Genomic DNA, 12,658 nt, shown 5'->3' with positions numbered 1-12,658 from the left:
TTTTTGCTAACCCGATTTGTAAGCGTTTACTTATCGGGTCTTTTTTTGTTGCTCATGTATGCATAAGCACTATCAAGCAGTTCATATTTTTTTCCCCTTACTCATATCTTCGTTTAAAAGAGTAGAAGGGAGAGGAAATGATGAAATATTGGCTTGTTAGTGCTGTGAATAAAGGCGGAGGGATAATTAATATAAAAATTGAAAATCAATCTATATTATATAGAGGGCGCCATCAGTACGAAAAAGTATTGAGAGTTAACGCAGCTGGTTTTTCTATCGAACCGGCAAAAGTAGCAATAGGAGGAAAGGTTGAAGAGTTCTGCCGAGAGGGAAGTAATAGAAAGTGGACAAGAATGATCTGCAAAGGTATCACTACCTCTCTATTAATGATGCCCATCTTAAAAAGAGAAGAGCTGGAAGAAAATACGAAGGAAATTTTATCAAGTTTAAAAGATGCTCCTATCGATTATATACTTGTTCCTTCCATTCATAGCAAAGAATTCACACCTCGCGTAGTGCGTGATTTAAAAAAACAAAATTATCCGGTTTTAGAAGTTTACTTCACTTCTTTAGAGGAATGTAAATATGTTCCTTGGGATTGGATTAAACAAGCTGTAGGACCGTCATCATTAAGTTTTGTTTTTCGTTTCCCGCCTCCGGATTCCAAAATTGACTTAGAAAACAAACTGAAATGGGAAGAAGCTCTGTCTGAACATTTTAATGTGGTCACGTTTGAAAGTGGAGCAGTTCTAAGCAAGAATGAAATGCAGATTACCGGAGTTTATCCGCGCAAAGGAACAATTGCTCGAGGAGATGCGGATTATTTGTTATACTATGACAACGAAAGAACAGTGACAGAAAAAGATAGCGAAGCGTCTTCGATTTGGGGACAAGAACCAGAAATTGTAGTATTAAGGGGAGAAATATTAAAAGCAGGCCAGCAAATTTACCCAACAAAAGGATTTGGCCGGTGCTGTAATGATCTTTTCCCAGGACGCCTTCGTTCTATAAATGGAGTGTAAATTGTTGGAGGGTTTTGAATGCACATTAACCTTGAGGAAATAATTAAAACAATTCAATCAGGAGAGGTAGAAAAGGGCCTGGAGAGTCTGGAGAAATTTGAAAAAAATGCAGACCACCAGGAAAAGTATGATCTAATTCAAATATATGAAGAACTTGGAAGACTCGATAAAGCAAAACCATTACTTGAAGAATTAATTAGTTATTATCCAGAAGAAGGCGAATTATTAACTATGGCCGCAGAAATTGCTATTGAAATGGACGAGGAAGATGAAGCGATTGAGTGGTTGTTGGAGGTAAATGAAGAAGATGAAGCTTACTTAAGAGCACAAATGCTTCTAGCGGATCTTTATCAGCTCCAGGGCCTTGATGAAGTAGCAGAAAACAAATTGAAAGATGCTTTGCAAAAAGCTCCGGATGAACCCGTTCTTTTAGCTGGTTTAGGAGATTATTATCTAGAACGAGGTGATTTTGCAAAAAGTATACCATATTTAAAACAAGCAGAAAGGCATGGATTTGAATTTCCTGAAGGAGGTTTAGATTTAAGACTTGCTGAGGCATATAGTGCTACCGGAGAATTTGAAACTTCTCTAAACTATTATCAAAAGGGCTTAAAAGAAAAAAAGGATCCGCATTCTATGTTTGGTTATGGTTATACAGCACTTCAATTGGAAGACTATCAGTTGGCAGCAAAAGAATTTGAAAAGCTTAAAGAAACAGATCCTGATTTTGTTACTCTGTACCCATACTTAATTCGTGCCTATGAAGGTTTAGAAAATTATGAGGCAGCACTAAAAACAGCTGAACAGGGTCTTTCTGTTGATGAGTATAACGATGTATTGTTTATGGAAGCCGGTAAATTGCAAATGGCGTTAGGGAACGAAAGAGTGGCAGAAGAAAGACTGAGAGAAGCCCTATCGATTAATCCTGGCAACCAGGAGGCTGCCAACTCTGTTTTATCCTTGTGGCTCGAACAGGAAGATTATGAATCGATAGAAGATCTTGTTAGCTATTTAAAAGATATCGGTGAAGAAGATGCCCAATTCGACTGGTATTATGGAAAGGCTTTATGGGAAAAAGAGGAATTTAAAAAAGCAAATCAAGCTTTTGAAAAAGCTTTTGCAGGTTTGAAGGATAATGAAGAATTTCTTGATCAATACGCAAAGCTTTTATTAGAGATGGGACATAGGGAACAGGCCTTAAAAATTTTCAAAAAAGCCTTTTCACTTGACCCCTCCAATGAATCGCTTCACCAGTATATTAGTGAACTCGAAAACGATTTTTTTTAAGAAAGGACAGGAATGAAGGAATGCCCGTCGAATTATAATGTAAATATGTAAGAGTGCTGCAATTCAATCAGGAGGGGTTAGAGGTGAACAATGCTATTTCTATAATGGAAAAGAGAGATTTTTTAAAATGGTTTTTAAAAGGTCGGCATATTAAGAGAAGAGAATATGCTTGGATCTTAAATTATCTCCTAAGCGATAATCATCTGCTCGAGCATGTTCATTTTGTAGAGAAAGCTGAGTACTGTCCTAAGGCGATTATTTTATCAGCCGAGGACCTTGGCGATATTCCTTTTTCGTTTCATAAGCATCAATATGTTACAATGGATGCTGAAAGATCCTTCCATGATATCCGTCTTCATCCGGATGAAGAATTGTACGTGCAACTTAATTTTGAAGAAGCAGAGTTTCAACGTCATTATGTCTCTGTGTTAGAAGAGAACCCATATTTACCTGGTCATGGACAAGAAAAGCTTTTATTAGAGGTAGCAGCAGATATAGTATTAAATCGGTTATTAACTGAGTTTAGACAAAAATCTTTATTAGAAAAAATAGATAACGCCCTTGAAACAAAAAATAAAGAAGAATTTTATGCATACAGTCAAGAATTGTTAAAACTAAAGCACAATGGTGACTACTAGATATAGTATACAATTAAGGCGCTGTCCTTTTAAGGGCAGCTTTTTCTTTATAACATTATTAACTAAGGCTTCTGCAGTAAAAATTGGCGGCAAGCCAAGTTTTTTCATGTGTTTTTTATAAATTAATAGAAAGCAGGTAAAAATATGAAATGGACAACAGAAGATATTCTTTTCTTCATTAATGAGAGAGAATACATTGATACAGCCCTTATTCCATTATTACCGATAAACTTTGGGAATGGAATTCGTCAAAGTGCTGCTATGGGTGAGTTTATTACTGTTATAACAGCAGAGATTGAGAGACAGTTTAAAGGGAGGGTGCTTTTAGTCCCGCCTTATACCTACCTAGAAGAAGATAGTATTGCCGTCTGCAAAGAAGGCCTTGATAAATGGATCAGCCAGATGAAAAAGGAGGGTACAAAGCATGTCATTTTGATAACATCTGACCCATCGTGGAAAAAAGTGGAAGCTGAAATAGAAGATCTATTAGTATGGATGCCTCTTGTACCTATAGAAAACATGGATAACGAGTACAAAAAACAAGTGATTTCGGAACAGATAAAACAGTTGGTTCCCTTAGTGATGGATGAATGGAAAAATAATCCATAAGTTCGAAATTGATCGTAAAATGGGTCCGTAAAAGATTGACAGTATATTCAATACTAGGCTATCATGAGTATGTCCTAGTTTTGTAAAAGTGTGTGTGAAAATACGTCCGTGAGGACCGAACTTATATAGCAGGGGGGGATATGTGGTGAGTGAGAAAGAACATAACGTATCAAGGCGTCAGTTTCTGACATATACGCTCACAGGTGTTGGAGGTTTTATGGCTGCAGGTATGATTTTGCCGATGGCAAGGTTTGCGATTGATCCTGTGCTGAAAGCTGGGGCTGCAGGTGATATGAATGCTGTGGCGGAAGTTGATGACCTGACAGAGGAACCGCAGCGTTTTGACTTTTCCTACGAGCAGCAAGATGCCTGGTACACATCGGAAGTAACGGAAACAGCTTGGATTTATCAAGAAGGAGACGAAATTGTAGCTCTTTCACCAACTTGTACTCATTTAGGCTGTACAGTAAACTGGGATGCTAATGAAGATCATCCTAATCAATTTTTCTGTCCTTGTCATGGTGGACGTTTTGAAAAGGACGGCACAAATATTGAAGGTACTCCGCCGACTGAGCCGCTTCATAAATATCAGGTTGAGGTGCAAGATGGAACGGTCTACCTTGGAAAAGCTGAACCACAAATTTAGGAGGGGCGTCATTTATGTTACAACGAGTGTATGAATGGGTAGATGAACGCCTGGATATTACTCCAATGTGGCGTGACATCGCTGACCATGAAGTGCCGGAGCATGTAAACCCTGCTCACCACTTTTCAGCGTTTGTTTATTGCTTTGGAGGATTGACATTTTTTATTACTGTCATTCAAATCTTGTCCGGGATGTTTCTAACTATGTACTATGTACCCGATATTGTAAACGCCTACGAATCGGTCAAATATTTGCAAGGTGAAGTAGCGTTTGGGCTTATCGTACGCGGCATGCACCACTGGGGCGCTAGTCTCGTTATAGTGATGATGTTTTTACATACCTTGCGCGTTTTCTTTACCGGGGCTTATAAACGACCTAGAGAATTAAACTGGGTGGTAGGTGTACTTATCTTTTTTGTTATGCTGGGTTTAGGTTTTACAGGTTATTTGCTCCCATGGGATATGAAAGCTTATTTTGCAACAGTAGTTGGGCTGCAAATAGCAGAAAGTGTTCCGCTGGTTGGTACTTTAGCTAAAACTTTATTAGCTGGGGACCCGGAAATTATAGGAGCCCAAACACTTACACGTTTCTTTGCAATCCATGTATTCTTTTTGCCTGGAGCTTTGCTGGGTTTAATGGCAGCTCACTTTATAATGATTCGAAGACAAGGTATTTCAGGACCGTTGTAAGTGCTGCAGGTACGAATGATTGATTAGACAGAATCTATAAGGAGGGAAACCGATGCATCGTGGAAAAGGTATGAAATTTGTTGGGGATTCCCGCGTGCCTGCCGAGCGAAAACCAAACATTCCGAAAGACTATTCGGAATTCCCGGGTAAAACGGAAGCATTTTGGCCTAACTTTCTACTGAAAGAGTGGCTGGTTGGGGCAGTTTTTTTAATTGGTTATTTATGCTTGACAGTAGCACATCCATCACCATTAGAACGGATGGCGGACCCTACTGACTCCGGTTACATACCATTGCCGGACTGGTACTTCTTGTTTTTATATCAGCTTTTGAAATACGAATATGCTGCTGGTGACTTCACCGTAATCGGTGCGGTGATTATCCCCGGCTTAGCCTTTGGTGCACTTTTACTTGCACCATGGCTTGATAATGGACCGAGAAGAAGAGCTTCTCAAAGACCGGTTGCTTCTGGTTTAATGATTTTAGCTGTACTTGCGACCATTTATCTGACTTGGGAATCTGTAGACCATCATGACTGGGAAGCAGCAGCAGAGCAAGGTGAAATGCTGGATGAAGAAGAAGAAGCTGCTGTAGAAGAAGTCGATACGGAAGCAGAAGGCTACGAGATATTTGCCGATCAAGGATGTATAGGATGTCACGGTGATCAGCTTCAAGGTGCAGGATCTGCCGGACCGCCTCTCTTTGATGTTTCTTATGACGCTGATTCTATTAAGGATATCGCTGTTAACGGTATTGGTGAAATGCCGGCTGACCAATTCGATGGTTCAGAAGAAGAACTTGATATTCTTGCTGAATACATTGCCAGCGGGGGTAACCCAGAAGGAAATGATGGCGAGGATGAAGAAAACGGAGAAGAAGAGGCCGAAGAGACAGAAGACGATGGTGAAGCTGAAGAATAATGCAGTAATTATAAGTGACAGCTGCCCCTTATTTAAAAAGGGGCAGCTTATTTCATGACAAGTAAGAACGGATGGTGGCCGAAGTTGAATCTTCTTATTAGATTTTTAGGGATGCCTTCTATGCTGATACTTCTACTAATAATAAATATACTAGGTACTATTTACGGCTATTGGTGGTACAAAGTTCAACTTGAAATAACCCCTCCCATCTTTTTAGTATTTGTGCCGGACAGTCCTACTGCCAGCTTGTTTTTTTGTGTAGTACTTTTATTATTTTTATTTAAGAAAAATGCGGGATTTTTAGAGGCCCTGGCATCTATAACGCTTATAAAATATGGGTTATGGGCTGTGGTCATGAATATAGCAGGCGGTATTTTTGGAGATGAATTAAATTGGCAGAATTATATGTTGATTGCTTCTCATTTGGGTATGGCCATTCAAGCAGTATTGTATTCACCTTTCTACAGAATTAAAGTATGGCATATAATGGCTGCAGCTTTATGGACGCTGCACAATGATATCATTGATTATGTTTATGGAATGTACCCCTGGGTATCTCCTTCGATCAGTGATTATATAACTCACATAGGTTATTTTACTTTTTGGCTGAGCATCTTTTCTATTACAGTCACCTATTTATTAGGCGTGAAAAAAAACAGGTTTACTTTGGACCTGCCTTAAATATGTTCAATTGAAACAAATCAATTTGAAAAAGATTCCCCTTCCGGTCTACTCTTGTCCATTTGTTCATAGAATGGGACGAGGAGATAGGAGGGATTTTTTTATGAAAATTAATTGCTCGTACGGTTCAGATTGTACGTTGCTCAAATATGTTTTCGTTGTTTTTTTCGTATTGTCATTATTTCTTTGTTCAATTGGACAAACTATGGCAGAAGAACATGCTGCTTTAGACATGAAAGTTATGGACGAGAAGGCTTCGTTAATGTATGACCTGGTAAAGGAAGGAAAATATGAGGAAGCTAAACAAATTCATGAATGGATGGTTGTTCACTTCCCTTCGGTCTCATTTGATGATTACAATATGAATTCAAATCAAATGTCCGAATTGTTTCGTGCTTTTGACCGTGCTGGTGAAGGTGTAACTAGGACCGAACTTGATGAACAACAGAGAATTCAATATGTCTTTTCTTTTTGGCTTACTGTAGATGCTGTAATTAGTCAGGAAAATCCGTTATGGAAAAAATCGGCAGAAAGATTATTACTTATGCTTGATGACATAGAAGAAAAAGTTAAAAAAGGACAAATTAATGAAGCCCGGCAGGCTTTTCAAGGCTGGCAGGCACAATTTGAAATGATAAGGCCCGCAATATATACAGGAGTAAACGAGAAGAGTTATTTGCCCTTTATTTCTTTTGTTCGTTACCTGGATCATAATTCAGGTTGGCTTCAGTCAAAAGATGCGCAAGAAATAGAAAAACTAAGATCCTCGTTCCAAGAGGTACTTTCTGAAGAGGAACAATCTGGAGCTGATCCTTCCTTATGGATAGTAATGATGTCTATTGGGAGCGCTATATTTGTATCGTTAACTTATGTAGGATGGAGAAAATATAAAGGAGAAAAACAAAGGCAGCATTTAAGAGATTAACGTTCAAATTACCGTCACACTCTGCAGTGCAGCTTTATTGACTTTATTTGACGTTTTAAATAAAATTAAATTAAAAGTATAATTGGAGGGGGTAAAACAAATGGGACTTTGGATTGTGTATATTGCAGCATTATTAATCATTCCGATTTGGGCACAAATGAAAGTAAAAAAAGCTTATCGACAATATTCTAAGGTTTCGAACTCCTCTGGGATGAGCGGAGCTGAAGTAGCAAAGAAAATCTTACATGAGAACGGTATTTTTGATGTAGATGTGGAACCGGTGAAAGGGCAGTTATCAGACCATTACGACCCTAAAGCTAAAGTGGTTCGACTGTCAGAAGATAATTATTATGGCACCAGCGTCGCAGGGCAGGCAGTTGCTGCTCATGAAGTGGGGCACGCCATTCAGGATGCGGAAGATTATGCGTTTCTTCGTTTTCGTCACAGCCTTGTGCCGGCCGCTAATCTTGGTTCAAACTTATCGTTTTTCTTAATTTTGGCTGGTGTATTGTTTCGAGCTAGCGGACTTTTGCTCATAGGAATTGTTTTCATGTCAGCTGCGGTGTTGTTTCAATTAGTGACACTTCCGGTGGAATTTAATGCAAGTAATCGTGCTATGCATCAAATCGTATCAACAGGGATTATTCGAAATGATGAAGAAAAAGAAACAAGAAAAGTGCTTGATGCTGCAGCCCTGACGTATGTCGCTGCTGCACTTGTTGCAGTACTGGAACTTGTACGCTTTGTTTATATGTACTTTTTAATGAATGAAGAATAAATAAAGAGCGCAAGAGTCGTTATAAGGCTCTTGCGCTGTTTTATTTACTTAGAATGAATTGGTTTTTTGTTTTCATCTAAGGTAAAGCCTTCTCCGATGACATCCTGAACATCATTTACAGTGACAAAAGCGTGCGGATCTACTTTTTCAACTAAATTTTTAAGCCTTACCAGCTCATTTCTTCCAACAACACAATATAACACTTCTTTTTCAGAGCCAGTAAAGGATCCTTTTCCTCTTAAGACAGTAGCACCCCGATCCATTTCTTGAAGAATCTCCCGTGATATTTCTGATGTTTTCTCTGAAATGATAAAGGAGGCTTTGGCCGAATATGCACCTTGTTGTATAAAATCTATAACCTTTGCAGCTACAAATACAGCAACGAGTGTATACATTGCTTCTCTGTAATCCAAATAAACAAGAGAAGAGGTAATAACAAACGCATCAAAAATGAAAAGAGTTTTTCCCATACTCCATCCTAAGTAACGAAAACCTAATTTGGCCAAAATATCTGCTCCACCGGTCGTTCCGCCATAACGAAATACAATCCCTAGTCCAGTTCCTATAAACAGACCTGCAAATAATGCGGCAAGCGTCATATCTTCTTCTAAGGATAGGTGAAGGACCGGGTATTTTTGAAAGACCCACAAAAATATAGAAATCCCAATCGTGCCAATAATAGTATAGTAAAATACGACTCTCCCTAAAATTTTCCATCCGATGAAGAAGAGGGGAATATTTAAAAAAAGGTTTGAATAAGCAGGATCTATTTGTAATATAAAATACAGGATGAGTGTAATGCCTGTAAATCCCCCGTCAGCTAAGTTATTTTGCATATTAAAATATACGAGGCCAAAAGACATAATTGCAGATCCAAGCAAAATAAAAAATGAATTTTTTATGTGCTTTGTATATGACACAAACCTTCTCCTTTCTATAAAAAGAAGAGTTCTATAAATACTATCCCATTATAAGGAAAACGTATGAATAGGGCAACATTCACTAATATTGTCAAATGATATGGAATTCGATACGATTAAATGGAAGGTGAGGGATGGACATGCAGAAAAAAACAATGCAAGAGATGCAAAAAGAAGTAGATCTGCATATTTCACAATATAAAGAAGGATATTTCAGCCCGCTTGCTATGCTAGCAAGACTAAGTGAAGAGACAGGTGAACTTGCTAGAGAAATCAATCATTACTATGGCGAGAAACCGAAAAAAGAAACGGAAACAGAGAAATCCCTGGAACAAGAAATGGGAGATATTTTATTTGTGTTGATTTGCTTTGCAAATTCCTTACATATCAATCTTGATGAAGCGTTTGAACTCGTTATGGAAAAGTTTCAAACAAGAGATGCAGATCGCTGGACAAAAAAAGAGAAGGAGAGGACAAGTCATAATGAGTAACCTAACCACAAGGATTATTATTGCAGGACCAAGAGGAAAAATGGGAAAAGAAGCTGTACAGCTGGTGCATGAAACAAAAGACTTTCACCTAGCAGCAGCTGTAGATTCGAAAAATAATGGAAAAAAAATTAAAGAGCTTTCAGGCATGCCAGATGAAGATGCTGTAATATATGATGATATGGAAACATGCTTAGAAGAAACAGAGGCTGATGTGCTGATTGATCTCACAACCCCTGCAGCAGGAAAAGAGCATCTTGAATTAGCACTTGATCACCACGTACGGCCTGTCGTGGGAACAACTGGGTTTACCCCAGAAGATATTACAAGACTTCGTCAAAAAGCAGAAGAAAAGGAAATAGGAGCAATCATTGCCCCTAACTTTGCTGTGGGTGCAGTGTTGATGATGAAGTTTTCCCAAATGGCTGCAAAATATTTTCCTGATGTAGAAATCATTGAAATGCATCATGATCACAAATTAGACGCACCATCTGGCACGGCAGCGAAAACAGCTGCTTTGATAAATGAAGTGAGACCTCATAAATCACAGGGCCATCCGGAAGAACAAGAAGAATTGGACGGAGCAAGAGGTGCTGAAGTAGACGGTTTGCGAGTCCACAGTGTACGTTTACCCGGATTAGTTGCCCACCAGGAAGTTATGTTCGGCGGGTCTGGTCAAATGCTTACAATCCGTCATGATTCACTAAACCGCCAATCATTTATGCCTGGAGTAAAATTAGCGGTAGAAACGGTGTGGAATATAAAAACCCTCGTTTATGGTCTTGAAAATATAATGGAGTAGGAGGGGGCTTTATTGGATATAGCATTAATTGCTCATGATAAAAAAAAGGAAGATATTATTCGTTTTGTTCAAGCTTATAAACCTATTATTGAAAAGCATACTCTCCATGCTACTGGTACAACTGGAAGCAGACTAGAGCAGGAAACTGGAATTATCATTACAAAACATTTATCGGGCCCTCTCGGCGGTGACCAGCAAATTGGGTCCTTAGTGGCTGATGGAGTAATAGACCTCATTTTATTTTTTAGAGATCCTTTAACGGCTCAGCCGCATGAACCTGACATTTCGGCCTTAATCAGGCTTTGTGATGTACACAGTGTACCTGTAGCAACCAATATGGCAACAGCTGAAGTATTAGTAAAAGGGTTAAATCATGGTTTTTTCGAATTTAGAAAGATAATGCAAAAGGAGCGGAAAAGTAAGTGAAAAAGGATACCATACTTGCGGTAGGAGCACACCCGGATGATGTTGAAATAGGAATGGGCGGAACGCTTGCGTCGCATTCACAGAATGGTGGTCATGTATATATTTGTAATTTGACAAAAGGGGAATTGTCCTCCAACGGTACAGTAGAAGAGCGTCAGCATGAAGCAGAAGCAGCTGCGGCAATAATGGGAGTGAAAAAAAGGTTCCAGCTTGATTTTTCGGACCGCTCTTTAAAATGTGACGACAGCGAATATTTTCATCTGATCACGCTTATACGTGAACTGCAGCCGGATGTCGTATTCGCTCCTTATTATGAAGACAGGCATCCAGACCATGGCGATTGCTGTCACTTAGTAAAAGAGGCAGTGTTTGATGCAGGAATCCGTAAATTCCCGGGTTCTGATCTTAAACCTCACAAAACATCATCTCTTTATTATTATTTTATAAATGGTTTTTCAGTTCCTGATTTTTTTATTGATATTTCTCATACTCAAAAAACAAAAGAAAAAGCACTGACTTCCTATCAAAGTCAGTTTATAAAAAGGGATGGAAGTGTCAGAACGCCTCTTAACGATCGTTACATAGAAAGTGTACGCGCAAGAGATTTCCTATTTGGAAAAGAAGCAGGTGTATTATTTGCCGAAGGTTTTAAAAAAGGGTCTCCGCTCGTTTTTTCTGTTGTACCGAAAAGGAGTTCATGATGAGAATTAAAATTGGTATTACGTGTTACCCGACAGTAGGCGGATCGGGTGTAGTAGCAACAGAATTGGGTAAATTGTTAGCCGAGAAAGGCCATGAAATCCATTTTATTTCAACAAGCCTGCCTTTCCGCTTAAATAAGACTTATCCGAATATTTATTATCATGAAGTGGAAGTGAATCAATATGAAGTATTTCAATATCCGCCTTATTCACTAACACTTGCGAGTAAAATGGCTGAAGTAATTGAAAGAGAAGAATTGGATATATTACACGTACATTACGCAGTGCCTCATGCAGTATGTGCATTGCTTGCTAAAGAAATGGTGAATCGAGATGTGAAAGTAGTTACAACGTTACATGGGACAGATATTACGGTATTAGGTCATGACCCCTCATTAAGAGGAATTATTCGATATGCAATTGATCGTTCTGATAAGGTCACAGCAGTGTCAGATGCACTCGCTTCTCAAACAAAGGAAATGCTTCATACTCCAAAGCCAATTGATACGATATACAACTTCATAGACGAAAGAGTTTACCATCCTGAATTTTCAAAAGCTGAACTAAAACAAGCGTATGGAATTCAGGACGAAGAAAAAGTAATTATCCATATTTCAAATTTTCGTCCAGTAAAAAGAGTAGTAGACGTTGTGGAAGCTTTTTCTGTTTTAGAGAAAAAATGCGCTTCGAAATTATTAATGATCGGGGATGGACCAGAGAGGAATAAAGCTTTTAAACGGGCAGAAGAGCTTGGAGTTAAAGATTGTGTATTATTTTTAGGCAATCAAAAGAATGTAGTAGACTACTTAAATATTGCTGACTTAATGTTTCTGCTTTCAGAAAAAGAAAGCTTCGGTTTAGCTGCACTTGAAGCAATGGCTTGCGGGGTTCCTGTCATTGGAACAAATGCAGGAGGTATACCAGAAGTCATCCAGGACAATGAAACCGGCTATCTTTGTTCTATTGGTGATACACAATCAGCTGGGGAATGTGGAGCATACCTTTTAAATAATGGTTCATTATATAAGTCATTTTCTAAGGCTAGTGAACAACGGGTACGCAAAGTATTTGCTTCGTCTCTGATTGTGGAGCAATATGAAACGATATACCTTGAGGCGTGAAAGGCG

The 12,658-nt window shown here is 38.8% G+C and carries 16 protein-coding genes; 15 read left to right on the top strand and 1 reads right to left on the bottom strand.

The annotated features are described in order from the left end of the window. Positions 1 to 137: 137 nt before the first annotated feature. The 10 genes from ACE1TI_RS06095 to ACE1TI_RS06050 all read left to right on the top strand — a co-directional run bounded on the left by ACE1TI_RS06095 (position 138) and on the right by ACE1TI_RS06050 (position 8,194). Entirely contained in the window at positions 138 to 1,022 is an 885-nt protein-coding gene (locus tag ACE1TI_RS06095) for a hypothetical protein (RefSeq protein WP_375006699.1), read from the top strand. 18 nt (positions 1,023 to 1,040) lie between these two features. Beyond that, on the top strand, positions 1,041 to 2,309 hold the full coding sequence (locus ACE1TI_RS06090; protein ID WP_375006698.1) for a tetratricopeptide repeat protein: 1,269 nt from the start codon (positions 1,041 to 1,043) through the stop codon (positions 2,307 to 2,309). 83 nt (positions 2,310 to 2,392) lie between these two features. After that, complete coding sequence (locus tag ACE1TI_RS06085; RefSeq protein ID WP_375006697.1) at positions 2,393 to 2,947, top strand: ReoY family proteolytic degradation factor; 555 nt, start codon at positions 2,393 to 2,395, stop codon at positions 2,945 to 2,947. Between the two features lie 144 nt (positions 2,948 to 3,091). Next, positions 3,092 to 3,556, top strand: a complete 465-nt coding sequence (locus ACE1TI_RS06080) for a YpiF family protein (RefSeq protein WP_375006696.1) — start codon at positions 3,092 to 3,094, stop codon at positions 3,554 to 3,556. A 145-nt stretch (positions 3,557 to 3,701) separates the two neighbouring features. Continuing rightward, a complete protein-coding gene (locus ACE1TI_RS06075) occupies positions 3,702 to 4,202 on the top strand; it encodes a Rieske (2Fe-2S) protein (protein WP_375006695.1) in 501 nt (166 codons plus the stop codon). 14 nt (positions 4,203 to 4,216) lie between these two features. Beyond that, a complete protein-coding gene (qcrB, locus tag ACE1TI_RS06070) occupies positions 4,217 to 4,891 on the top strand; it encodes a menaquinol-cytochrome c reductase cytochrome b subunit (protein WP_375006694.1) in 675 nt (224 codons plus the stop codon). Between the two features lie 52 nt (positions 4,892 to 4,943). Next, a complete protein-coding gene (locus ACE1TI_RS06065; RefSeq protein WP_375006693.1) occupies positions 4,944 to 5,810 on the top strand; it encodes a menaquinol-cytochrome c reductase cytochrome b/c subunit in 867 nt (288 codons plus the stop codon). A 54-nt stretch (positions 5,811 to 5,864) separates the two neighbouring features. Beyond that, positions 5,865 to 6,491 carry a lipoprotein heptaprenylglyceryl N-acetyltransferase LhaT gene (gene lhaT / locus ACE1TI_RS06060; protein WP_375006692.1) on the top strand — a complete coding sequence of 209 codons (627 nt, stop codon included), beginning with the start codon at positions 5,865 to 5,867 and terminating at the stop codon, positions 6,489 to 6,491. A 103-nt stretch (positions 6,492 to 6,594) separates the two neighbouring features. Further along, positions 6,595 to 7,416: a sporulation protein YpjB gene (locus tag ACE1TI_RS06055; protein ID WP_375006691.1), complete on the top strand. Its 822-nt coding sequence runs from the start codon at positions 6,595 to 6,597 to the stop codon at positions 7,414 to 7,416. Positions 7,417 to 7,516: 100 nt separating this feature from the next. Next, on the top strand, positions 7,517 to 8,194 hold the full coding sequence (locus ACE1TI_RS06050; protein WP_375006690.1) for a zinc metallopeptidase: 678 nt from the start codon (positions 7,517 to 7,519) through the stop codon (positions 8,192 to 8,194). Between the two features lie 44 nt (positions 8,195 to 8,238). On the opposite strand, the gene ACE1TI_RS06045 is transcribed toward ACE1TI_RS06050, so the two are convergent. Next, positions 8,239 to 9,114 (bottom strand): YitT family protein, encoded by an 876-nt coding sequence (locus ACE1TI_RS06045; protein WP_375006689.1) that lies wholly within the window; start codon positions 9,112 to 9,114, stop codon positions 8,239 to 8,241. A 140-nt stretch (positions 9,115 to 9,254) separates the two neighbouring features. Between ACE1TI_RS06045 and ACE1TI_RS06040 the strand changes: the two genes are divergently transcribed. From ACE1TI_RS06040 to bshA, 5 genes are read left to right on the top strand one after another with little or no spacing between them, the layout of a single operon-like run. Then, on the top strand, positions 9,255 to 9,605 hold the full coding sequence (locus ACE1TI_RS06040) for a nucleotide pyrophosphohydrolase (RefSeq protein WP_375006688.1): 351 nt from the start codon (positions 9,255 to 9,257) through the stop codon (positions 9,603 to 9,605). Continuing rightward, positions 9,598 to 10,404: a 4-hydroxy-tetrahydrodipicolinate reductase gene (gene dapB, locus ACE1TI_RS06035; protein WP_375006687.1), complete on the top strand. Its 807-nt coding sequence runs from the start codon at positions 9,598 to 9,600 to the stop codon at positions 10,402 to 10,404. The genes ACE1TI_RS06040 and dapB overlap by 8 nt, the downstream gene beginning before the upstream one ends. Before the next feature lie 12 nt (positions 10,405 to 10,416). After that, positions 10,417 to 10,830, top strand: coding sequence for a methylglyoxal synthase (gene mgsA / locus ACE1TI_RS06030; protein WP_375006686.1), 414 nt, complete (start codon positions 10,417 to 10,419; stop codon positions 10,828 to 10,830). Beyond that, positions 10,827 to 11,531 carry a bacillithiol biosynthesis deacetylase BshB1 gene (bshB1, locus tag ACE1TI_RS06025; protein WP_375006685.1) on the top strand — a complete coding sequence of 235 codons (705 nt, stop codon included), beginning with the start codon at positions 10,827 to 10,829 and terminating at the stop codon, positions 11,529 to 11,531. The genes mgsA and bshB1 overlap by 4 nt, the downstream gene beginning before the upstream one ends. Continuing rightward, a complete protein-coding gene (gene bshA / locus ACE1TI_RS06020) occupies positions 11,531 to 12,652 on the top strand; it encodes an N-acetyl-alpha-D-glucosaminyl L-malate synthase BshA (protein WP_375006684.1) in 1,122 nt (373 codons plus the stop codon). The genes bshB1 and bshA overlap by 1 nt, the downstream gene beginning before the upstream one ends. Positions 12,653 to 12,658 lie beyond the last annotated feature (6 nt).

This window comes from Alteribacillus sp. JSM 102045 (genome assembly GCF_041949975.1).
In the GTDB taxonomy this organism is placed as follows: Bacteria; Bacillota; Bacilli; order Bacillales; family Marinococcaceae; genus Alteribacillus.
Note: the sequence above shows the minus strand (reverse complement) of the source record. Positions and strands in the feature narration are given on the sequence as shown.